Annotated in this window: 22 protein-coding genes and 1 pseudogene; 14 read left to right on the top strand and 9 right to left on the bottom strand. The window is 61.6% G+C overall.

All coding sequences use genetic code 11. The features are described 5' to 3' along the window. Positions 1–3 precede the first annotated feature (3 nt). Positions 4–2,370 carry an outer membrane protein assembly factor BamA gene (bamA, locus tag RHM60_RS03550; RefSeq protein WP_322213636.1) on the bottom strand — a complete coding sequence of 789 codons (2,367 nt, stop codon included), beginning with the start codon at positions 2,368–2,370 and terminating at the stop codon, positions 4–6. Positions 2,371–2,524: 154 nt separating this feature from the next. Here bamA and RHM60_RS03545 point away from each other — a divergent pair, with 154 nt between their 5' ends. The 3 genes from RHM60_RS03545 (at position 2,525) to RHM60_RS03535 (ending at position 4,999) form a co-directional block, all read left to right on the top strand. Next, positions 2,525–3,208: a response regulator transcription factor gene (locus tag RHM60_RS03545; protein ID WP_231421330.1), complete on the top strand. Its 684-nt coding sequence runs from the start codon at positions 2,525–2,527 to the stop codon at positions 3,206–3,208. After that, positions 3,205–4,488: an ATP-binding protein gene (locus RHM60_RS03540; RefSeq protein WP_322213634.1), complete on the top strand. Its 1,284-nt coding sequence runs from the start codon at positions 3,205–3,207 to the stop codon at positions 4,486–4,488. Before RHM60_RS03545 ends, RHM60_RS03540 begins: the two co-directional genes overlap by 4 nt. 67 nt (positions 4,489–4,555) lie before the next feature. After that, the gene (locus RHM60_RS03535; protein WP_322213631.1) at positions 4,556–4,999 is read left to right on the top strand and encodes a hypothetical protein; all 444 of its coding nucleotides are present in this window, start codon (positions 4,556–4,558) and stop codon (positions 4,997–4,999) included. A 6-nt stretch (positions 5,000–5,005) separates the two neighbouring features. Here RHM60_RS03535 and RHM60_RS03530 read toward each other — a convergent pair whose 3' ends face one another. Further along, positions 5,006–5,914, bottom strand: coding sequence for a LysR family transcriptional regulator (locus RHM60_RS03530; protein WP_003230182.1), 909 nt, complete (start codon positions 5,912–5,914; stop codon positions 5,006–5,008). Positions 5,915–6,020: 106 nt separating this feature from the next. Between RHM60_RS03530 and RHM60_RS03525 the strand changes: the two genes are divergently transcribed. The 3 genes from RHM60_RS03525 to treS all read left to right on the top strand — a co-directional run bounded on the left by RHM60_RS03525 (position 6,021) and on the right by treS (position 10,914). Further along, entirely contained in the window at positions 6,021–7,412 is a 1,392-nt protein-coding gene (locus tag RHM60_RS03525) for an MFS transporter (protein WP_322213630.1), read from the top strand. Further along, positions 7,409–8,683 (top strand): glucarate dehydratase family protein, encoded by a 1,275-nt coding sequence (locus tag RHM60_RS03520; RefSeq protein WP_231421326.1) that lies wholly within the window; start codon positions 7,409–7,411, stop codon positions 8,681–8,683. The genes RHM60_RS03525 and RHM60_RS03520 overlap by 4 nt, the downstream gene beginning before the upstream one ends. Positions 8,684–8,847: 164 nt before the next feature. Then, entirely contained in the window at positions 8,848–10,914 is a 2,067-nt protein-coding gene (treS, locus tag RHM60_RS03515) for a maltose alpha-D-glucosyltransferase (protein WP_322213629.1), read from the top strand. Between the two features lie 28 nt (positions 10,915–10,942). On the opposite strand, the gene RHM60_RS03510 is transcribed toward treS, so the two are convergent. Both RHM60_RS03510 and ligD read right to left on the bottom strand, forming a co-directional pair. Next, positions 10,943–11,257, bottom strand: coding sequence for a hypothetical protein (locus RHM60_RS03510; RefSeq protein ID WP_322213628.1), 315 nt, complete (start codon positions 11,255–11,257; stop codon positions 10,943–10,945). 8 nt (positions 11,258–11,265) lie between these two features. Continuing rightward, a complete protein-coding gene (ligD, locus tag RHM60_RS03505; RefSeq protein WP_322213627.1) occupies positions 11,266–14,634 on the bottom strand; it encodes a DNA ligase D in 3,369 nt (1,122 codons plus the stop codon). A gap of 153 nt (positions 14,635–14,787) precedes the next feature. Here ligD and RHM60_RS03500 point away from each other — a divergent pair, with 153 nt between their 5' ends. Continuing rightward, entirely contained in the window at positions 14,788–14,910 is a 123-nt protein-coding gene (locus RHM60_RS03500; RefSeq protein WP_003230191.1) for a hypothetical protein, read from the top strand. Between the two features lie 22 nt (positions 14,911–14,932). Here RHM60_RS03500 and RHM60_RS03495 read toward each other — a convergent pair whose 3' ends face one another. Further along, positions 14,933–15,133, bottom strand: coding sequence for a hypothetical protein (locus tag RHM60_RS03495; protein WP_322213626.1), 201 nt, complete (start codon positions 15,131–15,133; stop codon positions 14,933–14,935). Positions 15,134–16,071: 938 nt separating this feature from the next. Here RHM60_RS03495 and RHM60_RS03490 point away from each other — a divergent pair. Then, positions 16,072–17,925 carry an ABC transporter ATP-binding protein gene (locus RHM60_RS03490; RefSeq protein WP_209982126.1) on the top strand — a complete coding sequence of 618 codons (1,854 nt, stop codon included), beginning with the start codon at positions 16,072–16,074 and terminating at the stop codon, positions 17,923–17,925. 69 nt (positions 17,926–17,994) lie between these two features. On the opposite strand, the gene ppk2 is transcribed toward RHM60_RS03490, so the two are convergent. After that, positions 17,995–18,912 (bottom strand): polyphosphate kinase 2, encoded by a 918-nt coding sequence (gene ppk2, locus RHM60_RS03485; protein ID WP_322213625.1) that lies wholly within the window; start codon positions 18,910–18,912, stop codon positions 17,995–17,997. A 187-nt stretch (positions 18,913–19,099) separates the two neighbouring features. Between ppk2 and pstS the strand changes: the two genes are divergently transcribed. The 6 genes from pstS to RHM60_RS03455 all read left to right on the top strand — a co-directional run bounded on the left by pstS (position 19,100) and on the right by RHM60_RS03455 (position 24,243). Then, on the top strand, positions 19,100–20,128 hold the full coding sequence (gene pstS, locus RHM60_RS03480; protein ID WP_209982122.1) for a phosphate ABC transporter substrate-binding protein PstS: 1,029 nt from the start codon (positions 19,100–19,102) through the stop codon (positions 20,126–20,128). A gap of 74 nt (positions 20,129–20,202) precedes the next feature. Beyond that, positions 20,203–21,171: a phosphate ABC transporter permease subunit PstC gene (gene pstC, locus RHM60_RS03475; protein WP_209982120.1), complete on the top strand. Its 969-nt coding sequence runs from the start codon at positions 20,203–20,205 to the stop codon at positions 21,169–21,171. Continuing rightward, positions 21,168–22,061, top strand: a complete 894-nt coding sequence (gene pstA / locus RHM60_RS03470; RefSeq protein WP_057010278.1) for a phosphate ABC transporter permease PstA — start codon at positions 21,168–21,170, stop codon at positions 22,059–22,061. Before pstC ends, pstA begins: the two co-directional genes overlap by 4 nt. A gap of 76 nt (positions 22,062–22,137) precedes the next feature. Then, positions 22,138–22,899: a phosphate ABC transporter ATP-binding protein PstB gene (gene pstB, locus RHM60_RS03465; protein ID WP_057010279.1), complete on the top strand. Its 762-nt coding sequence runs from the start codon at positions 22,138–22,140 to the stop codon at positions 22,897–22,899. Positions 22,900–22,996: 97 nt separating this feature from the next. Further along, positions 22,997–23,695 carry a hypothetical protein gene (locus RHM60_RS03460; RefSeq protein ID WP_209982118.1) on the top strand — a complete coding sequence of 233 codons (699 nt, stop codon included), beginning with the start codon at positions 22,997–22,999 and terminating at the stop codon, positions 23,693–23,695. Beyond that, on the top strand, positions 23,695–24,243 hold the full coding sequence (locus RHM60_RS03455; RefSeq protein ID WP_209982115.1) for a hypothetical protein: 549 nt from the start codon (positions 23,695–23,697) through the stop codon (positions 24,241–24,243). The genes RHM60_RS03460 and RHM60_RS03455 overlap by 1 nt, the downstream gene beginning before the upstream one ends. On the opposite strand, the gene RHM60_RS03450 is transcribed toward RHM60_RS03455, so the two are convergent. From RHM60_RS03450 to RHM60_RS03440, 3 genes and pseudogenes are all read right to left on the bottom strand, one after another. Further along, entirely contained in the window at positions 24,232–25,314 is a 1,083-nt protein-coding gene (locus tag RHM60_RS03450; RefSeq protein WP_322213624.1) for a chemotaxis response regulator protein-glutamate methylesterase, read from the bottom strand. The genes RHM60_RS03455 and RHM60_RS03450 overlap by 12 nt on opposite strands. Continuing rightward, positions 25,277–25,809 (bottom strand): annotated as a pseudogene (gene cheD / locus RHM60_RS03445) (chemoreceptor glutamine deamidase CheD). The gene RHM60_RS03450 and the pseudogene cheD overlap by 38 nt, the downstream one beginning before the upstream one ends. Beyond that, positions 25,806–26,615, bottom strand: a complete 810-nt coding sequence (locus tag RHM60_RS03440) for a CheR family methyltransferase (protein WP_209982110.1) — start codon at positions 26,613–26,615, stop codon at positions 25,806–25,808. Before RHM60_RS03440 ends, cheD begins: the two are co-directional and overlap by 4 nt.

Raw genomic sequence — 26,615 nt, 5'->3', positions numbered from 1 at the left:
CACTCAGAAACTCTGGCCCAGGGAGAACTGGAATATCTGCGTATCTGCATTTTCAGGGGTGCGAATCGGATAGGCCAGATTGACGCTCAATGGGCCCAACGGGCTGTACCAGGTCACGCCGACACCTACCGAGCTGGCCAGTTGACCCAGCCCGATAGTGCCGCATCCCTGGGTGGTGCTGACATAGCATTTATCCGCGTAGACGCTGCCCACGTCCCAGAACACGGAGGTGCGCAAGGATTTGGTGTCTTTGACGAAGGGTATGGGGAACAGGTATTCCATGCCGCCCGTGATCAGGACGTTGCCGCCCAGCGCATCGCGGTCACGGTCGGTGTAGTACGCCTGCCCCTGGCGGGAATAGGCTCCGGTCGCGGGCGTGTTGCGGGGCCCTAGCGTACCGCTTTTGAAGCCGCGCACTGAGCCTTCGCCGCCGGCGGTGTAGTTTTCATAGAAGGGCAGGCCATCGGTGGAACCGTAGCCATTGGCGTAGCCGAGCTTGGTATGCAGGCGCAGGGCGGTGTCAGTGCTCAGCGGCACGAACGTCTGGCCGGTATAGTCGAGCTTGTAGAAGCTGAGGTCGCTGCCGGGCACTGTCACCGTCATGTTCAGGCTCTGCGAGTGCCCGCGTGTGGCGAGGATGCCTTTGTTCAGGGTCGATTCCGACCAGCCAAGTTCAGCCTTGAAGTTGGTGAACGCCTTGCCCTCTCGGCCAATGAACTCATAGATTTCATCGGCGCTGTAGGTGCCCGGCTCGATACTGTCACGTTGTGCCGTAAGGCCGAAACTCAAACGTGAAGTTTCGCTGATCGGGTAGCCGATTTTCGCGCCCAGGCCAAAACTGTTGAGCGCGTAATAGGAGCGTCCGTTGTCGTAGTAATTGTTGTAATCGGTCTTGCTGTAAAAACCGTTGTAACCCAGGCTGACCCCGTCCTTGGTGAAGTACGGATCTGTAAAGCCCAGGTTGTATTTGCTCTGGTAGGTGGAGCGGGTCAAGCCCAGGCTGGCGTAATTCCCGCTGCCGAGAAAGTTGCGCTGGCTGATCGACCCGCTCAGGATCAGCCCGGCGCTCTGGGCGAAGCCGACACTGGCGGTGATGGAACCGGACGATTGCTCCTCCACACTGTAGTTCACATCCAACTGGTCATCGGTGCCCGGCACTGGCGGCGTCTCGACATTGACCTCCTTGAAGAAGCCCAGGCGCTCAAGACGTACCTTGGACTGGTCGATGAGGAAAGTGGATGCCCATCCTCCTTCCATCTGGCGCATTTCGCGGCGCAGCACCTGATCCTGGGTCTTGGTATTGCCGCGAAAATTGATGCGATTCACGTAGGCACGCTTGCCGGGGTCGATGGCAAACACCAGGCTCACCGTGTGATCGTCCTCGTGCACCTGGGGTACGCCATTGACGTTGGCGAATGTGTAGCCGTCATTGCCGAGGCGGCGTGTGATCAGCTCAACCGTTGTGGTCATCAGTTGTCGTGAAAATACCTGGCCCCTGCGCACCAGCAGCAGTGACTGTACCTGGTCTTCCGGGATTTTCAGGTCACCGCTGAGTCTGACGTCGCGCACCCGGTAGCGGCGGCCCTCCTGAATGTTGACGGTAATGTAGACGTGCTTTTTGTCTGGCGTGAGGGAGACCTGCGTCGAGCTGATATCCATGTTGATATAGCCACGGTCCAGATAGTAGGAGCGAAGCCGTTCAAGGTCGCCGGAGAGCTTCTCGCGGGCGTATTTGTCATCGTTCCTGAAGAACGACAGCCAGTTGCTGGTTTTCAGGGTGAATTGATCGGCGAGCTCTTCGTCGCTGAATACCGTGTTGCCGACCACGTTGATATGGCTGATGGCGGCGACGGCGCCTTCATCTATCGTGACTTTGAGCTCGACCCGGTTGCGTGGCAGGGTGATTACCTGGGCATCGACCGAAGCCGAGTAGCGGCCTTGGGCAACGTACTGGCGCGCCAGCTCGTTGCGCAGGCCTTCGAGGGTGGCACGCTGGAAAATCTCGCCTTCGCCCAGCCCGGCCTGTTTCATGCCTTTCAACAGATCGTCGGTTGCGATGGCTTTGTTACCTTCAATCGTGATGCTGGAAACCGTCGGGCGCTCCACCACATTGATGATCAGCACATCGTTTTCCCGTGCCAGCTGGATGTCCTGAAACAATCCGGTCTTGAACAGCGCGCGGGTGGCCTGCGCCAGTTGGCGGGCGTCCGCTTCCTCACCTATGTTTAGTGGCAGTGCACCGAAAACGCTGCCAGCCGAGACCCTTTGCAGGCCGTTGATACGGATATCCGCAATCGTCAGGGTTTGGGCCTGTAGCAATGAAATATCAAGCAATAGCGCAACCGTGCAGAGCAAGCGCGAAGAAATCATCAAAATCTTTCCAGAACACATCGACGCGGCAGCATAAGAGCGCGGTGGGTATGGTGCGGTTAACCCAGTGTCAAGTTAGGTAAAGGTTGGAATGACGTCATGACGCTGGTCAGCGAAAACCGATAATGTGCGCACCCTGACCGGGGAGCTGGCGATGATTTCAGTACTGTTGGTTGATGACGATGAAGACCTCACCGAAATGCTCAGGCAGTACCTGGCGCGTGAAGGTTTCGACGCGACCGCCGTGCCTACCGGCGAGGAGGGTGAGGAGCAGGCGCTGTCGGGCCGCTATAGCATCGTGGTGCTGGACGTGATGTTGCCGCAGGTGTCCGGGATAGAGGTGCTGCGGCGTATCCGCGCCGTCAGCCAGGTGCCGATCGTGCTGCTCACCGCCCGTGGCGACAATATCGACCGTATTGCCGGCCTTGAGCTGGGCGCGGACGACTACGTGCCCAAGCCCAGCTCTCCCGGAGAGCTGGTGGCGCGTCTGCGTGCCATCATGCGGCGGGTGCAGCCGGCGGATCGTCCGACGGCAGACGTCATCCGCACCGGTGAGCTGGTGTTGTGGCCGGCCAAGCGCGAAGCCCGGTGGCGTGGTCGTGAGCTGGGGGTGACCAGCACCGAGTTCAGCCTGCTGGAGGAACTGGCCAAATGCGCGGGTCAGGTGGTGAACAAGACCGATTTGTCGCTCAATGCCCTGGGGGGGCCGCTCAAACGCTATGACCGGCGTATCGACGTGCACATCAGCAGCATTCGCCAGAAGCTGGGGCCGCGCAGCGACGGCAAGGCATGGATCCAGAGCGTACGCGGTCTTGGCTATCAGTTGATTGCCGAATGATGAAACCCAGCCGGCTGTTCTGGAAGCTGTTCCTGGCGTTCTGGCTGGCGACGAGCCTGACCTTTTTTGCCGGGGTCGGGGTGCATGAGGTAGAAACATTCGAGCCGGACGACCCCAATTTGAAAGTTATCCTGGCCAGCGAGGCCGCGCTGCTGCGCCAGTTCGGCGTTGAGTCTGGAGCCGAGCTGCTGGCGACCTGGCGACGTCCGCCCGATCAGGCAATCGGCGTGTATGACAATGCCGGGCAACTGCTGGCCGGCTCCGCAGTGCTGTCGCCGGCCTATGAGCAGACGGTGATCAGCAAGGAAGGTCTCATTCTGTCGCTGCGCTCCACCCACCCGATCAGCTATGAGCACGGCGGCCCCGGCCTGCAGGTGCCGCTGATCATCGGCACCTTGATGAGCGCACTGTTCAGCGGGTTTCTGGCCTACTACCTGGCGTGGCCCCTGGCCAGTTTGCGTCGTGCGATGGGCGAGGTGGCCCAGGGGCGTTTCGATGTTCGCGTCAAACCGATGATGGGCAAGCGTCGCGACGAAATCGCCGACCTGGCTGGCGAATGCGACCGCATGGCCAACCAGCTCAAGTTGCTGGTGCAAGCCCAGCACAGATTGCTTCACGATATTTCCCATGAGCTGCGTTCACCGCTGACGCGCATGCGCGCGGCCATCGGGCTGTTGCGTCAGGACAGCGAGCGTGTGGACATGCTTGAGCGCATCGAGCGCGAATCCGAGCGCATGGATGCCCTGATCGAAGCGTTGCTGACGCTGGCGCGCCTGCAAGGGCGGCCCGAGAGCATCGAGCGCGAACCGTTCGACATCAGCGAATTGCTGGCGATGATCGTTGAGGATGCGCAATTCGAGGCGGACATCAAAGGCTGTCAGGTGCAGTTGCAGGGCGGGCCGCCTTTTATCGCCTGCGTGAATGGCGAGCTGATGTACCGCTGTTTCGAGAACGTGATACGCAACGCCGTGCGCTATACCCGGCCGAATACTACGGTGCAGGTATCTACCCGGCTCAGTGACGATGGGGCGTATCTGTGGGTACGCATCACCGATCAGGGGCCGGGGGTTGACGAGATCCGGCTGCAGAGCATCTTTCAGCCGTTCGAACGCGGCGGTGGCGACACCAGCGTCGGCTTTGGCCTGGGTTTTGCGATTGCCCACAGTGCCCTGGAAATGCACCAGGGCAGTATCGTGGCGCGCAATGAGCAGGAGGGCGGATTGACCGTGGAAATCAGTTTGCCGAGGGCGCGGTCTTTACGCGAAATTACACTCGCTTGACGGCTCTGAACCTGCCACCTCTTTAGACTCTGCGCTCGGCAAAGCCATTGATTGAGTAGAGGCAGCGATGTTTCAGGTGCATAAAAAGGGGTTTGTTTCAGGGCGGAAAATGATCGACGGGCTGCTGCCTTATGACTTCTTCTGCGAAGACAATCCGACGATCAATCTATTCGTGTTTACCGGTGCGGCCGGTCAAGGCGAAGCCATCGAAGCGCCGACACTGTGGGGGTTCACCCGCCTGGAGCGGTTTGAGGCGATGGCCAATGCGCTGTTGGCCAGCAGACGCGACGATGGCTGGTTTCAAAGTGTCAACGTGCTCACCGGCCCTGTCCAGAACGGCACCCTGGGGGTGAAATTCCAGCGCGTGCGCAAAATCATCAAGCATACCGGCCCGGCAGTGCCTTCGGCGCGCAAAGTGGATTACGAAATTCATACCGATGACGGCGACATCTACTTCACCCGGCAACCCCTGTCGGCCGACCTTGCGCAAACCGTCATTTATGCTGCGTGAGCACGATCAATGACCACTTTCCCAACCGCCATGCACCGCCTTGCGAATAGCCTCGAGCAGCATGGCAAACGCCGGATTGTCATTGTGTTCGCGCCAGATCAGGTGCAGTTCGCTCTGCACACCTTCGCCAAGATCGATTTCGCGAAAGACCACGTTCTTGAACACCACACTGCTGGCACAACGGGGCACCAGGGCCAGGCCCATGCCTGCGTTGACCAGCGCCAGAATGGTCAGGGAAGAACCCAGCCATTGCACGTATTCCGGCGCCACGCGGGCTGAGCGCAGCATGCCCGTAAGCAGCTCGTTGAATGGCGGATAGGCCGAGTGGGCGTACATGAGGAAGGGCTGCGCATCCAGGTCCTGCACCGAGACGTGCTCTGCCTGGGCCAGTGGATGCCTGCAATGCACAGCCAGCACGAAGGGTTCGCGCACCAGGCATTCGGTGGCGTAGCCGGGTTCGAGCAGGGGCGCGCGCACGATACCCAGGTCAATGCGGCGTGCGCGCAGGGCTTCGTGCTGCTGATAGGTGTTCATCTCGGCCAGATCAATGCGCACATGGGGCTGCTTGAGCCGCGCTTCGGCGATGACCTTGGGCAGAAACTCATACACCGCGCTGCCCACGAAACTGATGTTCACCGTGCCGATATCCCCTTCGGCAAAGCGCCGTGCGGTCACGGCAGCTTGCTGGGCCCGCTCGAGCAGGTTCTGCGCCTCGACGAAAAAAGCCCGGCCTGCGGCGGTGAGCGTAACGCTGCGGGTAGTTCGGGTGAACAGTTCCACTCCGAGGTGATGCTCCAGCAACTGGATCTGCCGGCTCAGCGGCGGCTGGGTCATGTTCAACCGCTCCGCAGCACGCCGGAAATTGAGTTCGGTAGCCACCGTGGTAAAGCAGCGCAACTGAGTCAGTTCGAACATTGATCTAATCCAGGTATCAATCGAATGCCAAGTTAGATTAGACGGGATCAATACCCAGCGTCCATCATCCGACGTCCCTAAAAAAATAAATCAACGGGAGTCGCCCTTGAATACCGTCCAGAGTTCGCCCGACCCAACTGTGCTCGCCCGTGCGGCGGCCAAGGTCAAGCGCCATGTCCTGCCGCTGTTTGTGGTGATGTTCATCGTCAACTACATCGACCGGGTCAATATCGGCTTTGTGCGCAGCCATCTGGAAACCGATCTGGGCATTGGCGCCGCGGCCTATGGCCTGGGCGCGGGTTTGTTCTTCATCGGCTACGCGCTGTTCGAAGTACCGTCCAATCTGCTGTTGCAGCGCTACGGGGCCCGTGCCTGGCTGACGCGCATCATGTTCACCTGGGGCGCGGCCGCCATGGCCATGGCCTTTGTGCAGGGCGAGACCAGTTTCTATGTGCTGCGCTTTGTCCTCGGCGCCGCCGAAGCCGGGTTTTTCCCGGGCATCATTTATTACTTTACTCAGTGGTTGCCGGCCAGCGAGCGCGGCAAGGCCATGGCGATTTTCCTCAGCGGTTCGGCCATCGCCTCGGTGATTTCCGGTCCGGTGTCAGGCGCGCTGCTGAGTGTGAGCGGCCTGAGCCTGCATGGCTGGCAGTGGATGTTCCTCATTGAAGGTTTTGCCTCCATCGTGCTCTGCGGGTTTGTGTGGTTCTGGCTGCAATCCCATCCTCGTCAGGCCACGTGGCTCAGCGACGAAGAAAAGCAGGCGCTGGTCGGCGCCATTGCGCTTGAGCAACTGGCGCGTGAGGCGGCGCAGGTCAGCCGGCCGTCGATGTTCAAATTGCTGGCCGATAAACAGATCGCGTTGTTCTGCTTTATCTACTTCTCCATTGCCCTGACCATTTACGGCGCGACCTTCTGGCTGCCGAGCATGATCAAACAGATGGGCAGCCTCGGCGACTTTCAGGTCGGCCTGTTCAACTCGATTCCGTGGTTGATTTCCATCGTCGCCATGTACGGCTTTGCTGCTCTGGCCAGCAAGTGGAAACACCAGCAGGCCTGGGTATCGCTGATGCTGGTGATCGCCGCGTTCGGCATGTTCATGTCCACCACCGGCGGGCCGGTATTTGCGTTTGTCGCCATCTGTTTTGCCGCGATTGGTTTCAAGGCGGCCTCGGCGTTGTTCTGGCCGATTCCCCAGGGCTACCTGGATGCACGCATCGCTGCGGCGGTGATCGCGTTGATCAACTCGGTCGGCAACCTGGGCGGATTCGTCGCGCCGACCACCTTTGGCTTTCTCGAGCAGACCACCGGCTCCATCCAGGGCGGGCTGTATGGCCTGGCGGCAACCTCGCTGATAGCGGCAGTGGTGGTGTTTTTTGCCCGCACTGCGCCACGCAGCGGCGTACCCACCAGCACGGTACCCGTCGAACCGGTCGTCAGCCAACCTCGCGATTCTCATCACACCTTGCGTGCAGGCCAACAGGGAGCTATCTCTTGAAAATCATCCGTGTCAGCGTCACCCCGATTGCCTTCCGCGATCCACCACTGCTGAACGCCAGCGGTATTCATGAACCCTTCGCGTTGCGCTCGATCATCGAAATCGAGAGCGACACCGGCTATATCGGGCTGGGTGAGAGCTATGGCGATGCACCGGCGCTGGCAATTCAGCAGCAGGTCGCGCCACAGCTCATCGGCCTTGATCCGTTCCAGCTCAACCAACTGCGCGCCATCGTGCAGACCACCGTGGCCGCGCAAAAGACCACCAGCCTGCCCGGCGCCGAACTGGCGCCGGGCTCCCATGCCAGCAAGGCGGTGAGCAATGCCTACTCGGCCTTTGAGGTGGCCTTCCTCGACGTGCAGGCCCACGCGCTGAATGTGCCGCTGGTTGACTTGCTCGGCGGGGCGATCCGCGACCGCATCCCCTTCAGCGCCTACCTGTTTTTCAAATACGCCCGGCACGTCGATTCGCCCTATAAGCCCGACAGTTGGGGCGAGGCGCTGAGCGCGCCACAGATCGTCGCCCAGGCGCGGCGAATGATTGAAAGCCATGGGTTCAAAAGCATCAAGCTCAAGGCCGGCGCCCTGGACCCCGAACACGAAGTGGCCTGCATCAAGGCCCTGAAAGAGGCGTTCCCGGGGGTTCCGCTGCGCATCGACCCGAATGGCAACTGGTCCCTGGCAACCTCGGTGCGTATGGCCCAACTGCTCGGCGATGACCTGCAATATTACGAAGACCCGACGCCAGGCCTGGACGGCATGGCCGAGCTGCACGCCCGCACCGGACTGCCCCTGGCCACCAATATGGTGGTCACCGACTTCGACGAATTTCGCCGCAGCGTAGCGCAAGACAGCGTGCAGATCGTGCTGGCCGACCACCACTATTGGGGTGGGCTGCGCGACACCCAGGTGCTGGCCAAAATGTGTGACACCTTTGGCCTGGGCGTGTCGATGCACTCCAACTCGCACCTGGGCATCAGCCTGATGGCCATGGCCCATGTTGCCGCTGCAGTGCCCAATCTCGATTACGCCTGCGACACCCATTACCCGTGGCAGGAACCGGACGAGGAGGTGATCAAGGGTGGCAAGGTGCCGATTGTCGACGGCTGCGTGACAATCACCCGCGCACCTGGGCTGGGGCTCGAACTGGACCACGATCAACTGGGCAAGCTCCATGACCAGTACTTGAGTTGCGGCATTCGCCAGCGCGACGACGTGAAACAGATGCAGCGCTATCAGCCTGAGTGGACAAGCGTGAAACCACGTTTTTAAAAGGGTCGCATGCTTTGCCCGGTCGCACCGTTACGGTGCCGCCGGGCTTTTTTTTGCGCGCCTGTGCGCAGAATCCCGGGTGTTGGGTATCGCGATGCAACGAATAGGCGCCGTTGCCCCTCCTATGTTTACGAATAACCTTTCACGAGACAGGTAGTGGGCTTATGACGGCGGCAGACAAGGATCATGTGAACTGGCTGGTAGAACAATCGATGCTGCACGCGGCGCGTCAGCGCGCCCGGCTGTATTCGGGGCAGGGCCGGTTGTGGCAGCAGCCTTACGCGCAGACGCGGCCGCGTGATGCTTCCGCCTTGTCGTCGGTGTGGTTCACCGCGTACCCGGCCTCGATCGTCACCCGCGAAGACGGCACCGTGCTGGAAGCCCTGGGCGATGAAGCGCTGTGGCATGCGCTGTCGAAAATCGGCATCCAGGGCATTCACAACGGCCCGCTGAAAAAGTCCGGTGGTTTGTCCGGTACCCGCCATACGCCGACTATCGATGGCAACTTCGACCGCATCAGCTTCGACATCGACCCGCAGCTGGGCACCGAGGCGCAGTTACAGGCGCTGACGCGCATGGCCGCCGCGCACAACGCAGTGATCATCGACGACGTGATCCCGTCGCACACCGGCAAGGGCGCGGATTTTCGCCTGGCCGAGATGGCCTACGAGGATTATCCGGGGCTCTACCACATGGTGGAAATCCGCGAAGAAGACTGGCCCCTGCTGCCCGATGTCGCCGAAGGGCGTGATGCGCAAAACCTCAGCCCGCTGCAGGTGGATGCCCTGCGCGACAAGCACTACATCGTTGGCCAACTGCAACGGGTGATCTTTTTCGAGCCCGGTGTGAAGGAAACCGACTGGAGCGCCACGCCGGTAGTATTGGGCGTCGACGGCAAACCCCGGCGCTGGGTGTACCTGCATTACTTCAAGGAAGGCCAGCCGTCGCTCAACTGGCTTGACCCATCATTCGCCGCGCAGCAGATGATCATCGGCGACGCCCTGCACGCGATCGACGTGATGGGCGCGAAGATCCTGCGCCTGGACGCCAACGGCTTCCTCGGTGTCGAGCGCAAGCTGGACGGCACCGCCTGGTCGGAAAGCCATCCGCTGTCGATCACCGGCAACCAGTTGCTCGGCGGCGCGATTCGCAAGGCCGGCGGCTTCAGCTTCCAGGAATTGAACCTCACCGTGGACGACATCGCGTCGATGTCCCACGGCGGTGCGGACCTGTCCTACGACTTCATCACCCGACCGGCCTACCAGCACGCCTTGCTGATGGGCGATGCGCAATTCCTGCGCCTGATGCTGCGCCAGATGCACAGCCTGGGCATCGACCCAGGCTCGCTGATTCACGCGCTGCAAAACCACGATGAACTGACCCTGGAACTGGTGCACTTCTGGACCCTGCACGCGCACGACAGCTTCCTGTATCAGGGCCAGACCTTTCCCGGCAACATCCTGCGCGAGCATATCCGCGAGCAGATGTATGAGCGCCTGACCGGCGAGCATGCGCCGTACAACCTCAAGTTCGTTACCAATGGGGTATCGTGCACCACGGCCAGCATCATCACGGCGGCGCTGGGCATTCGCGACCTGGATGCGATCACGCCGGCCGATGTCCAGCAGATCCGCCAGATCCATTTGCTGCTGGTGATGTACAACGCCATGCAGCCCGGGGTGTTTGCGTTGTCCGGCTGGGACCTGGTGGGCGCGCTGCCGTTGGCCGCCGATGAGGTGGCCCACCTGATGCAGGACGGCGACACCCGCTGGATCCATCGTGGCGCCTACGACCTGGTGGACCTGAACCCCGAGGCCGAGCTGTCGGCCGGGCAGATGCCGCGCTCCAAATCCCTGTACGGCAGTTTGAACAGCCAGTTGCAGGACCCGGAGTCGTTCGCCTCCCAGCTGCAAAAAATCCTCGGCGTGCGCCGCGCCTATGATATTGCCGCGAGCCGCCAGATCCTGGTGCCGGACGTCGAACACCCGGGCTTGCTGGTGATGGTCCACGAACTGCCGGCCGGCAAGGGCACGCAGATCACCGCGCTGAACTTCGGCGCCACGCCGATCACGGAAACCCTGCACCTGCCCAATATTGCGCCGGGGCCGGTGGTGGACATCATCAATGAGCGGGTCGAGGGTGACTTGACCGCCGAGGGTGAGTTCACCATCACGCTGGATGCCTATGAAGGGCTGGCGTTGCGGGTGGTGAGCAGCACACCGATGCTGTGATGAGGTTGCCTGGGGTGCCGGTGGCACCTCAGGCATTCAGCGATGCATACCACGGTGCATAGGGCGTGTTGCCGACCTTGTGCCGGTTGAAGTCCGGCGCTCCGTCATCCCACCACACCGGGCCGCGTTCGCCGAGCGCGACCTTGGCCTCGTGAACCGTGGCCCTCGCGGCCTTCAGCTCATGGGGATCGCCCGAGGCATTGGCGGCCTTCACCGCGCGCCGCGCGGCCATCAATTGGTTGACCAGCTGTTGCCTGACGTCGTCAGGCAGCGACGGGTTGCTGCACCGCCACAACGTGCCATTGACCACAAAATAGCGACCGTCCGGTGTGCTCGGATACACCTGTGTGCTCACTTCAGGCCGATGCGTTTACGCATCTGGGCCGTGATGGTTTGCCGGGTTCCAGGCAGATCGGCCCACGGGTCGGCGTCCAGCTCGCCCAGGCGCTCATGCAGATTACGCACGGTCCATTGGTTGGCGCCCTTGAGGTCTTTCAACTCGTCCTTGAAGATCGGCACCGACACCGGCAAGCCCTCGCGGCTGCGCGCTGCATAGGCGCAGATGGTGGTGGCGCCCAGGCCATTGCGCAGGTAGTCGATGAAAATCCGCCCCACCCGGTTTTTTGGCCCGGAAACCGCCGAGAACCGGTCCGGCAGCAGGTTGGCGATATGTTTGACCACCGCGTGGCTGAAGCTTTTGACCGCGTCCCAGTCCGCCTTCGGGGTCAGCGGCACGACGATGTGAATACCCTTGCCGCCGCTGGTCTTGAGAAAGGATTTGAGCCCCAGTTCGTCCAGTACCGTCAAGGTCAGTTGGGTGGCCTCGATCATGCTTTTCCAGGGCAGCGCCGGGTCCGGGTCCAGGTCGAGAATGAAGCGGTCGGGTTTTTGCAGGTTTTTGGACACTGCATTCCAGGTATGCAGCTCGATGGTGTTCATCTGCACCGCGCCGACCAGTGCCTCGATGTTGTTGATCAGCATCACCGGGTGACCGGTCTCTTGCTTGCCGATGATCTCGATGCCGGGAATCGCCAGGTGTTCTGCGTTTTTCTGAAAAAACAACTCGCCACCGATGCCATCCGGCGCACGCACAAGGGCAACAGGCCGGTTGAGCAACTGCGGCAGGATCCAGTCGCTGACGCCGATGTAATAGTCCGCCAGGTCACGCTTGGTCGCGCCGCTGCCTGAGTCGATCACGCGTTGAGGATGGGTGAGCCTGAGCGTGGTCGAGCCGTTTTTGTCGGATGCAGTCTTGGTCATCGCCTTGGTCTTCCTGGCGGTTTTAGGTTTGACGGCAAGGGCAGGGCGCTCTTCGCTAATCGACTTGGCGGGTTTGTCGTTGCGCAGCCCGTGAAACACCGCCTGCCTGACGGAGCCGTCCTGGGTGATTTCGGCGAACGCCACTTCCGCGAGCAGCGCGGGCTTGAGCCAGCGCACGCCCTTGGCCTCGAACCCCGTTGGCGGGTTGACCACCGCAGGTTTCTTGACCTCAAGCGGGGTCAGTTGCGCGAAGATCGTCGCCAGTGTGGCCTGGTTGAAGCCGGTACCGACCTTGCCCGCGTACCGCAGTTCGCCGCTGTCGTCATCATGCAACCCCAGCAACAGCGCGCCGAACTTGCTGCGCGAGCCCTTGGGTTCGGTATAACCGACGATGACGAACTCCTGGCGCCGCTTGCATTTGAGTTTGATCCAGTCGCCGCTGCGCCGTGACTGGTACGCGCTGCCCACGCGCTTGCCGATCAGACCTTCCATGTGCATGTCGCAGGCGCTGTTGAGCAGTGCCTCGGGCGTTTCAGCGAAGTCCGCCGAATACTTGAGCAGATCGCCTTCGCTGCGTTCCAGCACTTTGGCCAGGGCGCCTCGGCGTTGCTCCACCGGCACCTCACGCAGGTCCATGCCGTTGAGAAAGGGCAGGTCGAAAAGGTAGTAAACGATGTTGCCGCTGCGCGCCTGCTCGAACGCATTTTGCAAGGCCTGGAAATCCGGTACGCCGTGTTCGTTGGCAACCACCACTTCGCCATCCAGCCAGGCAGATGTGAGGCCCAGGCTGGCAATCGCCTCGGCCTGGCGCGGCAGCTTATGCGTCCAGTCGTTGCCGTTGCGCGTGAATAACTGCACCTTGGCGTCTTCCACCCGGGCCAGGATGCGGTAGCCGTCGAACTTGATTTCATAGCGCCAATCACCCTCGGGTGGGGAATCCACCAGCGTGGCCAGCTCAGGCTTGAGGATTTGCGGCAGCGCCGCCGGCCGGGCATTCTCCAGCTTTTTTGCGCGTGTGGGCCTGGCGCGCTTGGCGGGGGCCTGGTCGACGGGTTTGGCCTGCGCCGCCTTGCGCTTTTTCTGCACGATGGTGCGCTCGCTCAGCACACTGTGGGGCTCGGCTTCGACCACGTCGTAATCGCTGTCGGCGCGGGCGAATTCGTCCTGATGCTTGATCAGAAACCATTGCTCCTGCTTGCCCGGCATATGCGTCTTGACCAGGTTCCACACGCCCCCCAGCTTTTCGCCCTGCAGCTCGAATTTGAGGCGGCCTTTGGCGTAGGCTTGCACCGGATCCGACAGCGGTTTCCAGATGCCGCGGTCCCACACGATGACGTCGCCAGCACCGTAATGGCCCTCGGGGATGCTGCCTTCAAAGGTCGCATAGTCCAGCGGGTGGTCTTCGACGTGCACGGCCAGGCGCTTGTTTTTCGGGTCCAGAGAAGGCCCCTTGGGCACGGCCCAGCTTTTGAGGGTGCCGTCGAGTTCGAGGCGAAAATCGTAGTGCAGGCGGCTGGCGTCATGCTTTTGAATGCAGAACTGCAGGGCGTTCGGCTCTGTGCGTGTCCTGCCCCTGGACGTGCCGCCTGCGGGTTCCGAGGTCGCATCGAAATCACGTTTGTGGTGGTACTCCTCCAGGGCTTTGTTCGCCTGCGGCTTTTTCTTGGCGCGCGTTTTGCGCGACGACAGCTCGATCCAGGTGGGCGCATGATCGCTGGCGTGTTCCTCGCCGCGCACCCAGGCGTCCACACCGGCGTTTTTGAGATGCGGGGCGAGTACCGGGTTGAGCAGGAGATGGTCGATACGCAGGCCGGAATTCTTCTGCCAGTGTTGCCGGAAGTAATCCCAGAACGTATAGACCCGCTCCTCGGGATACAGGTGACGCACCGAGTCGATCCAGCCCTGGTCCAGCAACCGTTGATAGCACTCGCGACTCTCCGGCTGCAGCAGGGCATCCTTGAGCCATGAACGGGTGCTGTAAATATCGGCGTCGGTGGGCACCACATTGAAGTCCCCGGCCAGCACCACCGGGTGTTCGCCCGATTGCAACGTGCGGGCATGCTTGATCAGGTGCTCGAACCACTTGAGCTTGTATTCGAACTTGGGCCCCGGTTGCGGGTTGCCGTTGGGCAGGTAGAGGCAACCGACCACCACGCCATGCACGGCGGCTTCGAGGTAGCGCGACTGCGAGTCGTCTTCCGCGCCGGGCAAGCCTTTGTGGATCAACAGGGGTTCGGAGTCGTGGGCAAGAATCGCCACGCCATTCCACGCGGCCTGCCCATGGTGCAGACAACCATAGCCTGCCGCCTCAAGCTCGGCAGCCGGGAAGGCTTTGTCCTGAGCCTTGAGTTCCTGCAGGCAGACAATGTGCGGCCGCTCTTTCTCCAGCCACTGCAACAGGTTGGGCAACCGCGCGCCGATGCCGTTGACGTTGAATGTGGCGATCCTGAGGTTCTGCATGGCCTCGATCCTTCAATGTTTTCGGTGCTTTCTCATCCGAGTGCTGAAGAACGGAGCGAGTTCTAAATTTGTTGCCGGGCGCGGCACCTGCATCCCGGTTGAACTGCCAGCGGCTTGGACTGCCGAAACACAGACCACCCAGAGGACACCGCGATGACTGAAGAAAAGAAGAAGCAACCGGAACAGGAACAGCAGACCCCCGCGCATTCAACCGAACAAGAGCGTGAGCGTTTGAAGGACTTCAACAAGGACGGCATTCCGCCAGGGGCCTGCTGACCTGTGCGTGTGCTATCGGTGTTTATCCGAAGGTATTGATATCGATACCCTCGGTGGCCAATGCCCGTTGCACGGCAGGCCTTTCGATAATTGACTGAATACGTTGAGTCCAGTGGGGGAAATGCAGGCTCATGTCTATATCGATCCACTTCCCCCACATCCAGAAAACCAGCAGCACTGGATGAACAATGTTGTAAGCCGCGCCGTCAGCAGCGCGCTGCAAGGCGCTGCTCGATAAACCGGTAGCTCTCCATCACGAGTGCCCCTTGTGGCGAGCGGGCTTGCCCCGCGTTGGGGTGCGTAGCAGCCCCAAAACCCGTCACCGCGGAGTGCCTGAGACAGCACATTCATCTTTGTCGGGGCTGCTGCGCAGCCCAACGCGGGGCAAGCCCGCTCGCCACAAAAGCATTCTCTGCGCAAAAGGAGTAACCCATGGTCGACACCAAAAAAGCTATGAGCCCGCCAATCATGGACCGATTAAGGTGCAGCTTGCACAGCTATCGAGACTTCATCGCTGGCCTGAGTATCCACACCTTTTAGACAACCACCGAGTGCCCCCTGTGGCGAGCGGGCTTGCCCCGCGTTGGGCTGCGCAGCAGCCCCAAAACCCGTCACCGCGGAGTGCCTGAGACAGCGCATTCATCTTTATCGGGGCTGCTGCGCAGCCCAACGCGGGGCAAGCCCGCTCGCCACAAAAGCATTCTCTGCGCAAAAGGAGTAACCCATGGTCGACACCAAAAAAGCTATGAGCCCGCCAATCATGGACCGATTAAGGTGCAGCTTGCACAGCTATCGAGACTTCATCGCTGGCCTGAGTATCCACACCTTTTAGACAACCACCGAGTGCCCCCTGTGGCGAGCGGGCTTGCCCCGCGTTGGGCTGCGTAGCAGCCCCAAAACCCGTCACCGCGGAGTGCCTGAGACAGCGCATTCATCTTTATCGGGGCTGCTGCGCAGCCCAACGCGGGGCAAGCCCGCTCGCCACAAAAGCATTCTCTGCGCAAAAGGAGTAACCCTTGTTCGACGCAAAAGTCGCCATCATCGTGCGCGGTGCAGCGGTTCAGCGTGCAGGTCTGATCCCCGCGAGCCCGCACACTGATCCCCCCAAAGCAATCGTTAACTGGCAGAATCCCCTCCAACTTGATTGCTTTGGAGACCACCATGCTTCGTGCGTTTGAACGAAGACTCGACCCATTCCCCCCTGACGAAGTCCCTCCGCCGCCAGAGGGCCTGGCGCGCTTTTTGTGGGCCTGCACCCGTGGCGCGCGTGGTTATATTCTGGCGTTTGCGCTGCTGAGCGCCGCGGTGTCGATCTACGAAGCCTGGCTGTTTTCCTTCCTGGGTCAGGTGGTCGATCTGCTGTCGACCTGGCAGGCCGGCGGTGATGCGGCCGCGCAGGAAAGCCGTGTGTTGTGGGGTATGGGCATCGTGATGGTGCTGAGTGTCGGCCTGGTGGCGTTGCGCACGATGGTGCAGCACCAGATTTTGGCGATCAACCTGCCGTTGCGGCTGCGTTGGGACTTCCACCGGCTGATGCTGCGGCAAAGCCTTTCGTTCTTTTCCGATGAGTTTTCCGGGCGGGTCACCACCAAGGTGATGCAGACGGCGCTGGCAGTGCGCGACGTGCTGTTCACCCTGATCGAAATCCTGCCCGGCATAGGCGTGTACTTCATCGCGATCATCGCGCTGGCCGGCGGCTTCGCGCTCAAACTGATGCTGCCGTTTATTGCCTGGATCCTGTTGTTCGGGCTGGCCATGCTGTACTTCGTGCCCCGTCTGGGCAAAGTGGGGCAGGAGCAGGCCAACGCACGCTCGTCGATGACCGGCCGTATTTCCGACGCCTACACCAACATCACCACCGTGAAGCTGTTCTCCCATTCCAACCGCGAAGCGCATTTTGCCCGCGCGGCCATGGAAGATTTCAAGCAGACCGGCTTTCGCCAGATGCGCCTGGTCAGCCAGTTCGAAATCGTCAACCAGGCTCTGGTGGTGGCCTTGATCATGGCCGCTGGAGGTTATGCGCTGTGGCTCTGGCACCAGGGCGAGATCGGTGCGGGCGCCGTGGCCGCGATCACCGCCATGGCGTTGCGCATCAATGGCATGTCCCACTGGATCATGTGGCAGATGACCTCGCTGTTCGAGAGCATCGGCACCGTGCAGGATGGCATGGGCACCCTGACTCGCGGCGCCAAGGTGCAGGACGCGCCGGACGCGGGTGAGCTGGTCACCTCCGGCGGCGCCGTCACCTTCGACAACGTGAGTTTCAACTACAACGGCGAGCGCCAGGTGCTCGATGGCCTGAGCCTGGACATTCGCCCGGGCGAAAAAATCGGTCTGGTCGGGCGCTCCGGCGCCGGCAAGTCCACGCTGATCAACCTGCTGCTGCGCTTTTATGACGTCGACAGCGGCACGATCCGGATTGACGGGCAAGACATCGCGCAGGTGACCCAGGACAGCCTGCGCAGCGCCATCGGCATGGTCACTCAGGATACGTCGCTGTTGCACCGCTCCATTCGCGACAACATCGCCTACGGTCGTCCCGATGCGAGCGACGCGCAAATCCGCATGGCGGCGGCCAACGCCCAGGCCGATGAGTTCATCAGCCGATTGAGTGACCGCCAGGGCCACACCGGCTACGACACGCTCGTTGGCGAGCGTGGCATCAAGTTGTCCGGCGGCCAGCGCCAGCGTGTCGCGATTGCCCGGGTAATGCTCAAGAACGCGCCGATCCTGCTGCTTGACGAGGCGACCAGCGCGCTGGACTCGGAAGTCGAAGTGGCCATCCAGGAAAGCCTCGATGAAATGATGCAGGGCAAGACCGTGATCGCCATTGCCCATCGACTGTCGACGATTGCTGCCATGGACCGACTGATCGTCATGGATGACGGCCGCATTCTCGAACAGGGTACCCACACCGAACTGCTCGCCAAGAACGGCATCTATGCGCGGTTGTGGCACCACCAGAGTGGTGGTTTTTTGGGTGAGGATCGCGGCGTGGCGGAGGTAATGGACTAAAGCCGGGAAGGGCAAGCCGACTCGCTGCGGGCGAGTCGGGATCACGCAATGGCGGGCACCCGAACGCTGTCAGTAAACCAGCGGGATGACGATTTCCGGCGGCGTGGGGCTGCGCAGGTAATCCTCCTGCCTGACGCGTTCGGGCAGCTCGATCATCGGCACCTCGACTTCTTCATAGGGCATCTGCTTGAGCAAATGGTGGATGCAGTTGAGCCTGGCCTTCTTCTTGTTGTCCGCCTGTACCACCCACCAGGGCGCTTCGGGGATGTGGGTGCGTTCCAGCATGATTTCCTTCGCCTTGGTGTAGGCCTCCCAGCGGCGACGGGATTCCAGGTCCATGGGGCTCAGTTTCCATTGTTTGAGCGGATCATGAATGCGGCTGAGAAAGCGCAGGTGCTGTTCCTGATCGGAAATCGAGAACCAGTATTTGATCAACTGGATCCCGGAGCGCGCGAGCATGCGTTCGAACTCCGGCACGGTGCGAAAGAACTCTTCGTATTGCGCCTCGTTGCAAAATCCCATGACCTGTTCGACGCCGGCGCGGTTGTACCAGCTGCGGTCGAACAGCACGATTTCGCCCGCCGCCGGCAGGTGTGAGACGTAGCGCTGGAAGTACCACTGCGTGCGTTCGCGGTCGTTCGGCGCGGGCAGGGCGGCGACTCGGCACACCCTGGGGTTGAGCCGCTGAGTGATGCGCTTGATGACCCCACCCTTGCCGGCGGCATCGCGGCCTTCGAACAGGATCACCACCTTGGCCCCGGTCTTGACCACCCAGCTTTGCAGCTTCACCAGTTCGCCCTGCAGGCGGAACAATTCGCTGAAATAAACCCTGCGTTCGGCCTTTTCGGGGCTTTCCTCGAGATGTTCATCCAGCAGCGCATTGAGGTCATGGCCGTCTTCGGTCAATTCCAGTTCCAGCTCTTCGTCACTGTGATCGAGCAGCTCACGGCGGATGCGCTGGATCAGGGCGTCGTCTGTTGCAGACATGGGAGACACTCGCGTGGGGAGGATGATCGAGTGTTAGTCGCATCTTGTTACGAAGTAATGACACGTAAATAAGCGTTTGACGCTGTAAAACGGGACAAAAACCTGCCTGCCATTCATTTTTCATAAAAACGTAACAAAGCTGCTGCAAAGTCCCGGGAGCCCGAAAATACAACACGGAGTTCCTTGAATGAAAAGCTTGATGAAGTCAGCTGCACTCGCCGTCGCGGTCTCACTAAGTGCCACTTCGGTGTTTGCTGCCGAAAGCATCCGCCTGACCGGCTCCGGTGCCAGTTTCCCGGCGCCGATCTATCTCACCTGGTTCAAGGATTTCAGCAAGAAAAGCGCGGGCGTGACGGTGGACTACCAGTCCAAAGGGAGTGGGGCGGGCGTACAGGATTTCCTCAACAAGACCGTGGACTTCGCCGCCAGCGACTCGGCCATGAAAGACGAAGACATCGCCAAGGTCGCCGAAGGTGTGCAATTGCTGCCGATGACCGCCGGCGAAATCGTGCTGGCCTATAACCTGCCGGGCAACCCCAAAGGGCTGAAGCTGCCGCGCGATGTGTATTCCGACATCTTCCTGGGCAAGATCACCAAGTGGAACGATCCCAAGATCGTTGCCGCCAACCCGGACCTGAAACTCAGCGATACGCCGATCACCGTGGTGGTGCGTGCGGACTCCAGCGGCACCACTGCGGTGTTCACCAAGCACCTGGCGGCCATCAACCCTGCGTTCAAGGACGCGATGGGTGAAGGCAACACCGTCAACTGGCCGGCCACCGACAAGTTCATCAAGTCGCCCAAGAACGATGGCGTGACCGCCACCGTACGCCAGACCCCGGGCGCGATTGGTTATATCGAATACGGCTTCGCCAAACTGGCCAAGGTCGACTTCGCCCAGTTGCAGAACAAGGCCGGCCACTACGTGGTGCCGAACGCCGAAAGCGGTGCAGAAGCACTGGCAGCGGTAAAAATGCCTGAAAGCCTGGTGGCCTGGCTGCCGGACCCGGATGGCGCCAAGTCCTACCCGATCACGTCCTACACCTGGATGATCTTCCGCAAGGACAACGGCAACCCGGCCAAGGCCAAGGCCATGCGCGAAATGGTTGAATACAGCCTCACCGAAGGTCAGAAAATCGCTGATTCGATGGGCTACATCCCGCTGCCGGCTTCGGTGGTTGAACAGGTTCGCAAAGCTTCAGCCAACATCCAGTAAGGCTTGCCAGCTCACTCCCGGCGCAGGCACTCCGCCTCGCCGGGAGCGCGTCCTCCCTGTTTCGGAAGCAACCCATGAACTCACCTTTTGTCGTACCGGTTAACCCGGACTCTGCGTGTCAGCCACCGTCCACCAAGGATTTTGTGGTTGACCGCACCTTCCGTGCGCTTGCACGCATCGGCGTGGTGCTGGTGCTGGCGCTGGTTTTCGCGCTGGTGTTCGAAGTAGGGCGCAAGGCGCTTCCCGGCATGGAAAAGCACGGCTTTGACGTGCTGCTGGGCAGCGTCTGGGATGTCAATCAAGGCAAATACGGCATTCTGCCGGCGATCTGGGGCACGCTGTACAGCGCCTTTATCGCATTGCTGATCGCCGGCGTGTTCGGCGTCAGCATGGCCATTTTTCTCACCCAGGATTTCCTCCCGGCCAAGCTGGCTGCGGTGTTTCGTACCATCGTTGAACTGCTCGCGGCCATCCCCAGCGTGGTGTACGGCCTGTGGGGCATCTACGTGGTCATCCCGGCCATCCGGCCGCTGACCGCGTGGTTGAACACGGAGCTTGGCTGGATCCCGTTTTTCGGCACGTCCTTGAGCGGCCCCGGATTGCTCCCGGCCGCGCTGGTGCTGGCCATCATGATCCTGCCGACCATTGCCGCCGTGTCCCAGGACGCGCTCACCGGCGTGCCGATGAAAACCAAACAGGCGGCTTACGGCATGGGCACCACCCACTGGGAAGCGATTCTCAAGGTGATGGTGCCGTCGGCGGCCACCGGTATCTTCGGCTCCCTGGTGCTGGGCCTGGGCCGCGCCCTGGGTGAAACCATGGCCCTGGCGATGCTGGTCGGCAACGCGAACAATATTTCGCTGTCGCTGTTCGCCCCGGCCAATACCCTGGCGGCCTTGCTGGCGCTGAACTTTCCCGAAGCCGGGCCGAACGAGATCGAGGTGTTGATGTATGCAGCGCTGGTGCTGATGTTCATCACGCTGCTGGTCAACGTGGCGGGCTCGATGCTCATGCTTTACGCCCAGCGGGGGACCAAGCAATGACCAACCTCACCACGCCCGACATCGCGCTGCCCAGCCTGCAGCGCCGCTTCGAAGGCCGCGCCCTGCGCAGCCTGGTGTTGACCACGCTGGTCTGGCTGGGGGCGCTGCTGGCCAGCGTACCGCTGATCTCCGTGCTGTATATGCTGATTACCCGGGGCGGGGCGCGCCTGAGTCTTGAACTGTTCACCGAGCTGCCGCCCACCGGTTTCGAGACCGGCGGCGGTTTCGGCAACGCCATGGCCGGCACCCTGGTGATGGTCGGTATCGCGGCGGCCATCGCCGTGCCGGTCGGCATCCTCGCGGCGGTGTTCCTCGCCGAGCTGGGCCCCGACAGCAAGCTGGCGAGCGCGGCGCGCTTTGCCGCGAAAATGCTCACCGGCCTGCCGTCGATCCTGGCCGGCGTGTTTGCCTACGCCCTGGTGGTGATGACCACCGGCACTTATTCGGCTCCTGCAGGGGGCGTGGCGCTGGCCGTGCTGATGTTGCCGATCGTGGTGCTGACGGCCGAAGAGTCGATGAGAATGGTGCCCAAGATCATGAAGGACGCCGCGTACGGCATGGGCTGCACCCGTTCCCAGGTGATCTGGAAAATCGTTCTGCCCACCGGCATGCCGGCGATCCTCACCGGTGTGATGCTGGCCGTGGCGCGCGCCGCAGGCGAAACCGCGCCCCTGTTGTTTACCGCGCTGTTCAGCAATTACTGGATCTACCACGACGGCAACCTCGCCGTCATGAACCCGACAGCCTCGTTGGCCGTGCTGATCTACAACTTCTCCGGCATGCCGTTCGACAACCAGCTCGAACTCGCCTGGGCGGCCTCGCTGGTGCTGGTGATGATCGTGCTGGTGGTGAATATCGTGAGCCGTATTTTCGGCAAACCCAAGTATTAAGAGCGGGAGCACCTGAATTTTGAACGTATCAACTGCGCAAATTGCTGCTCCGTTTGTGACCGACTCGCCTGTGGTCATGGACTGCAAGCTGGACAAGATTTTCTACGGCAACTTCATGGCGGTGCGTGACAGCCACGTGCCGATCGAAAAAAACAAGATCACCGGCTTCATCGGGCCGTCCGGCTGCGGCAAGAGCACTGTGCTGCGCAGCCTCAACCGCATGAACGACCTGGTCAAGGGCTTCCGCTTCGAGGGCCATGTGCATTTTCTCGGCCAGGACGTGTACGGCAAGGGCGTCGACCCGGTGGTGGTGCGTCGTTACATCGGCATGGTGTTCCAGCAGCCGAACCCGTTCTCGATGAGCATCTTCGACAACGTCGCCTTCGGCCTGCGCCTGAACCGCTACAAGGGCGACCTGGGCGACCGCGTGAAGCACGCGCTGCAGGGCGCAGCGCTGTGGGACGAGGTCAAGGACAAGCTCAAGGTCAGCGGCCTGTCGCTCTCCGGCGGCCAGCAGCAACGGCTGTGCATCGCGCGCGCCATCGCCACCGAGCCTGAAGTGCTGTTGCTGGACGAACCGTGCTCGGCCCTCGACCCGATTGCCACCCGCCGGGTCGAAGAGCTGATGGTCGAGTTGAAGAAGGACTACACCATCGCGCTGGTGACTCACAACATGCAGCAGGCAATCCGTGTTGCGGACACCACCGCGTTTTTCTCGGTGGACATTTCCCAGGGCACGCGCACCGGCTATCTGGTGGAGATGGGCGCCACTGCGCAGATCTTCGGCACACCCCGTGAGCAAATGACCGAAGACTACATCAGCGGCAAGTTTAGCTGAGCATCACCGCCTCATCGGCCCCGCCTACCTGCAAACGCCAAATGGAATTGGCGGGCATCCGGTAGATTTTCCTGCCTCGGTTTTCCAAGGAGTTTCAATGTCTGTAACGCATCGCCTGGATTTGCCGGCCATTGAGCGCGCACTGCGTGAAGTGCAGGATCGCTTCGCCGAGCTAAGCCGGCACTTCACCGAGCCGCGCGACCCCCTGACTGACGAAGTGCTGCACAATGTGCTTGAAGGCTACGCGTTGATTGACGACTATGTCGCACGCGGCGTCGACCTGTTCGATCTACACCAACTGAACCTGATGCTGGAGATCAACGCCGTGGTACTGTGCGGTACAGACCCGGCGCGCCGGCTGGAATACGCGCAGCACCTGGCAGCGACTGAGGAACACTTCTTCAACAACGTTGAAGGCGGGATCAAGGACCTGTTCAATTGGTACTGTGCGTATCGCAGCGAGTCGGTCTGGAAGCGTGCGGCCGGCGTCTATGTACGCATTCTCAGCAAGCCGCAGCTGTTCATTGAAGGCAACAACCGCAGCGGTTCGCTGATTGTCAGCTATTTGCTCATGCGCGCAGGTTTACCACCCTTCGTCCTGACGCTGGAGAACGCCGAGGGCTATTTCAATCCGTCCTCGGTGATCCGCAACTCTGCAAAACATGGAGTCAAGGCGTTGTACGAATTGCCCAAGATCAAGAAGAAATACGCGGCCTTTCTGGAACATCAGGCACCCGCCCCAGGCAAGTTTTTCCTGGGCGACGGCCCGCGGCCGCTGCATCAGGGAGGCCATTGATGCGCGCCTTTCCACGCATGCGTATTTCCTTCGATATCGACGACACCCTGGCCTGCCAGCAGCATCACTGCGCGGCGGAAACCAGCCGGCTGCCGGCCTGCGTGCATCGATGGCTGGGCGAGCCGCTGCGCGTGGGTACCCGCGCGCTGATCCGCGAGTTGCGCCGCCAGGGCTGCAGTGTCTGGGTTTATACCTCGTCCGGCCGCACGCCGTCCTACATCCGCCGCTGGCTGTTGCTCTACGGCATCCGCGTCGACGGTGTGGTCAACAGCGTGCTGCATAATCGCGCCCTGACGGTACACGGCCTGTCCAACGCGCCGTCGAAGTACCCGCCGGCGTTCGACATCGACCTGCACGTCGATGATTCCGAGGGCGTGCGCATCGAAGGGGAGGATCACGGGTTTCGCGTGGTCGTGGTTGACCCGCAGGATGCCCGCTGGACGCACAAGGTTCTGCACGCCGCTGCCCTGGTGCAGGGGCAGCTTGTCTGGCAGCAACTGATCAGACGCCCGCGGCCCGCCCGCCAGCGCACCCGCTCACTTGTATAAAATCGCCTGATGAATGTCCTGCAGCGCCATGATGCGCTGCGCGGCATTGAGCTTGATCGCCTCCTTCGGCATGCCGAACACCACGCAACTGGCCTCGTCCTGAGCCACCGTGGCGGCGCCGGCGTCGAGCATTTCCTTCAAGCCCCGTGCGCCGTCGTCGCCCATGCCGGTCATGATGATGCCGGTGGCGTTCTTGCCGGCAAAACGCGCCACCGAGCGAAACAGCACATCCACTGACGGACGATGGCGGTTGACCAGCGGGCCGTCGATCACCTGCGCGTGGTAGTAGGCGCCGCTGCGAGTGACCATCAGGTGCTTGCCACCGGGGGCGATCAGCGCCAGGCCCGGCAGGATGCGGTCGTTGTTGCGCGCCTCGCGCACTTCGATCTGGCACACGCTGTTGAGGCGTTCGGCAAAGGACGCGGTGAATTTTTCCGGCATGTGCTGCACGATCACCATCCCCGGGCACACCCTCGGCAATGCAGTCAGCACGGCCTCCAGCGCCTGGGTGCCGCCGGTGGAGGTGCCGATGGCGACGATGCGTTCGGTGGTCTGGGCCATGGCGTGGCCGTTGGCGGCGGGCAGGATCGCGTCGGCGCTGAGCTTGCTGGCCGGGGGGGGCGCGGCGGCAGGCCTGACGGCGCGTTTGCCGAGGTTCTTGACGTTGGAGTTGGCCGCCGCGCGGATCGCCGCCACCAGTTCGGCGGCCGAGTCGATCAGGAAGTTCTTCAGCCCGGTGGTGGGCTTGGTGATGATTTCCACGGCGCCGGCCGACAGCGCCTGCAACGAGGTTTCCGCGCCTTTCTGGGTCAGCGAGGAGCAGATCACCACGGGCGTCGGGCGCTCGCTCATGATTTTGCGCAGAAACGTGATGCCGTCCATGCGCGGCATTTCCACGTCCAGCACGATCACGTCCGGCCATTCGCGGGCGAGCTTGTCCATGGCGAAAATCGGGTCGGACGCCGCGCCCATCACATGGATGTCCGGCGTGTCGTTGAGGATCGCCAACAGCACCTGGCGCACCACGGCCGAGTCATCGACCAGCAGCACGCTGATTTTTTTGGTAGGCATTTATTGGAGTGTTCCCATTGGTTGGTGCCGGACCCAGACGTTGCCGTTCCACAGGTCGAACACAATCGTGCGATAGCCGGTGCTGCCCATGTCCTGTGCGGCCAGGTGCAGGTGATGGCGCTCGGTCAGGGCCAGCGCCGCGCGGATATTAAGGCTGGCCACGTCCTGGTCCGGCAGGCGGCGCTGCTGTTCGGGGAACATCTCGCCGCCGCCGAACAGCTTGACCTGATAGTCCTGCGCCCGCGTGCCGTTGACGTGGGCGTGGCGCAGCAGCAGCTCAAGTGCCTCGTCGCCGTACTTGCCGTCCAGGGGCTGGCCCTTGCGCAAGCGCGCTGGCAGCATGAAATGGCACATGCCGCCGATGCGCCGTTGCGGGTGCCAGAAGGTGAACGCCACGCAGGAGCCGAGCAGGGTGCGCAGGCGCATTGGCCGCGTCGCAAAGCTCACCTGGCCTGGCGCCAACACCACTTCGGGCGCATCGGCGGGCTTTTTCATGGCTTGCAGTAAATCGACGGCGCCACCAGCTTCAACGTGTCGTTGACGCCGTTGAGGCTTTCCGAGTGGCTGATGATGAAATGCCCGCCGGGCCTGAGCAGCGGCAGCAGGCGCGCAACCACCTGGCTCTTGGTCTGCTGATCGAAGTAGATCATCACGTTGCGCAGGAAGATCACGTCGAACTCGCCCAGGCCGGGCAGCGGCTCGTTGAGGTTGACCTGCACGAAATTGACCCGGCTGCGCAAACGCTTGTCGATCAGGAAGGTGCCCTCCTGGCGTCCGATGCCCTTGAGGCAGTATTTGCTCAACAGCGGCTGGGGCAGGGTGCCGGCGCGCTCCATGGCGTAATGCCCGCTGCGTGCCTTGGCCAGCACCTGGGTGCTGATGTCCGAGCCGATCACCTCCCACGGCGTGGTGCCCAGGCCTTCGGCCAGGGTCATCGCCAGGCTGTAAGGCTCTTCACCGGAGGAACTGGCCGCGCTCCACACGCGAAACAGCTTGCCCGGCGCCGCTTTGGGCAGCACCTGCTGGCGCAGGAAATCGAAATGCTTGGGCTCGCGGAAAAAATAGGTTTCGTTGGTGGTGAGCAAATCCAGCGCGACCTGCAGTTCGCCCTTGCGCTGGTCGCTCATGATCAGCTTGAAATACTCCCCATAGCTCTCCAACTCATAATGCTTGAGGCGTTTGAACAGGCGTCCGGCCACCAGTGCCTTTTTTGCCGGCGACAGATTGATGCCTGCCGCGCGGTACAGCCAGGACTGGAACTGACCGAACTCGCGGTCATCAAGCGACGAGGTATCTGGCAT

The organism is Pseudomonas sp. MH9.3, assembly GCF_034354675.1.
In the GTDB taxonomy this organism is placed as follows: domain Bacteria; phylum Pseudomonadota; class Gammaproteobacteria; order Pseudomonadales; family Pseudomonadaceae; genus Aquipseudomonas.
Note: the sequence above shows the minus strand (reverse complement) of the source record. Positions and strands in the feature narration are given on the sequence as shown.

Excerpts from the sequence above, each read along its gene's own strand:
- RHM60_RS03530 (WP_003230182.1), bottom strand. The coding sequence starts at position 5,914 with ATGTTCGAACTGACTCAGTTGCGCTGCTTTACCACGGTGGCTACCGAA.
- RHM60_RS03500 (WP_003230191.1), top strand. The coding sequence starts at position 14,788 with ATGACTGAAGAAAAGAAGAAGCAACCGGAACAGGAACAGCAGACCCCC.
- ligD (WP_322213627.1), bottom strand. The coding sequence starts at position 14,634 with ATGCAGAACCTCAGGATCGCCACATTCAACGTCAACGGCATCGGCGCG.
- RHM60_RS03455 (WP_209982115.1), top strand. The coding sequence starts at position 23,695 with ATGCGCGCCTTTCCACGCATGCGTATTTCCTTCGATATCGACGACACC.
- pstA (WP_057010278.1), top strand. The coding sequence starts at position 21,168 with ATGACCAACCTCACCACGCCCGACATCGCGCTGCCCAGCCTGCAGCGC.
- treS (WP_322213629.1), top strand. The coding sequence starts at position 8,848 with ATGACGGCGGCAGACAAGGATCATGTGAACTGGCTGGTAGAACAATCG.
- bamA (WP_322213636.1), bottom strand. The coding sequence starts at position 2,370 with ATGATTTCTTCGCGCTTGCTCTGCACGGTTGCGCTATTGCTTGATATT.
- RHM60_RS03490 (WP_209982126.1), top strand. The coding sequence starts at position 16,072 with ATGCTTCGTGCGTTTGAACGAAGACTCGACCCATTCCCCCCTGACGAA.
- ppk2 (WP_322213625.1), bottom strand. The coding sequence starts at position 18,912 with ATGTCTGCAACAGACGACGCCCTGATCCAGCGCATCCGCCGTGAGCTG.
- RHM60_RS03540 (WP_322213634.1), top strand. The coding sequence starts at position 3,205 with ATGATGAAACCCAGCCGGCTGTTCTGGAAGCTGTTCCTGGCGTTCTGG.
- pstB (WP_057010279.1), top strand. The coding sequence starts at position 22,138 with ATGGACTGCAAGCTGGACAAGATTTTCTACGGCAACTTCATGGCGGTG.
- pstC (WP_209982120.1), top strand. The coding sequence starts at position 20,203 with ATGAACTCACCTTTTGTCGTACCGGTTAACCCGGACTCTGCGTGTCAG.
- RHM60_RS03535 (WP_322213631.1), top strand. The coding sequence starts at position 4,556 with ATGTTTCAGGTGCATAAAAAGGGGTTTGTTTCAGGGCGGAAAATGATC.
- RHM60_RS03545 (WP_231421330.1), top strand. The coding sequence starts at position 2,525 with ATGATTTCAGTACTGTTGGTTGATGACGATGAAGACCTCACCGAAATG.
- RHM60_RS03440 (WP_209982110.1), bottom strand. The coding sequence starts at position 26,615 with ATGCCAGATACCTCGTCGCTTGATGACCGCGAGTTCGGTCAGTTCCAG.
- pstS (WP_209982122.1), top strand. The coding sequence starts at position 19,100 with ATGAAAAGCTTGATGAAGTCAGCTGCACTCGCCGTCGCGGTCTCACTA.
- RHM60_RS03450 (WP_322213624.1), bottom strand. The coding sequence starts at position 25,314 with ATGCCTACCAAAAAAATCAGCGTGCTGCTGGTCGATGACTCGGCCGTG.
- RHM60_RS03460 (WP_209982118.1), top strand. The coding sequence starts at position 22,997 with ATGTCTGTAACGCATCGCCTGGATTTGCCGGCCATTGAGCGCGCACTG.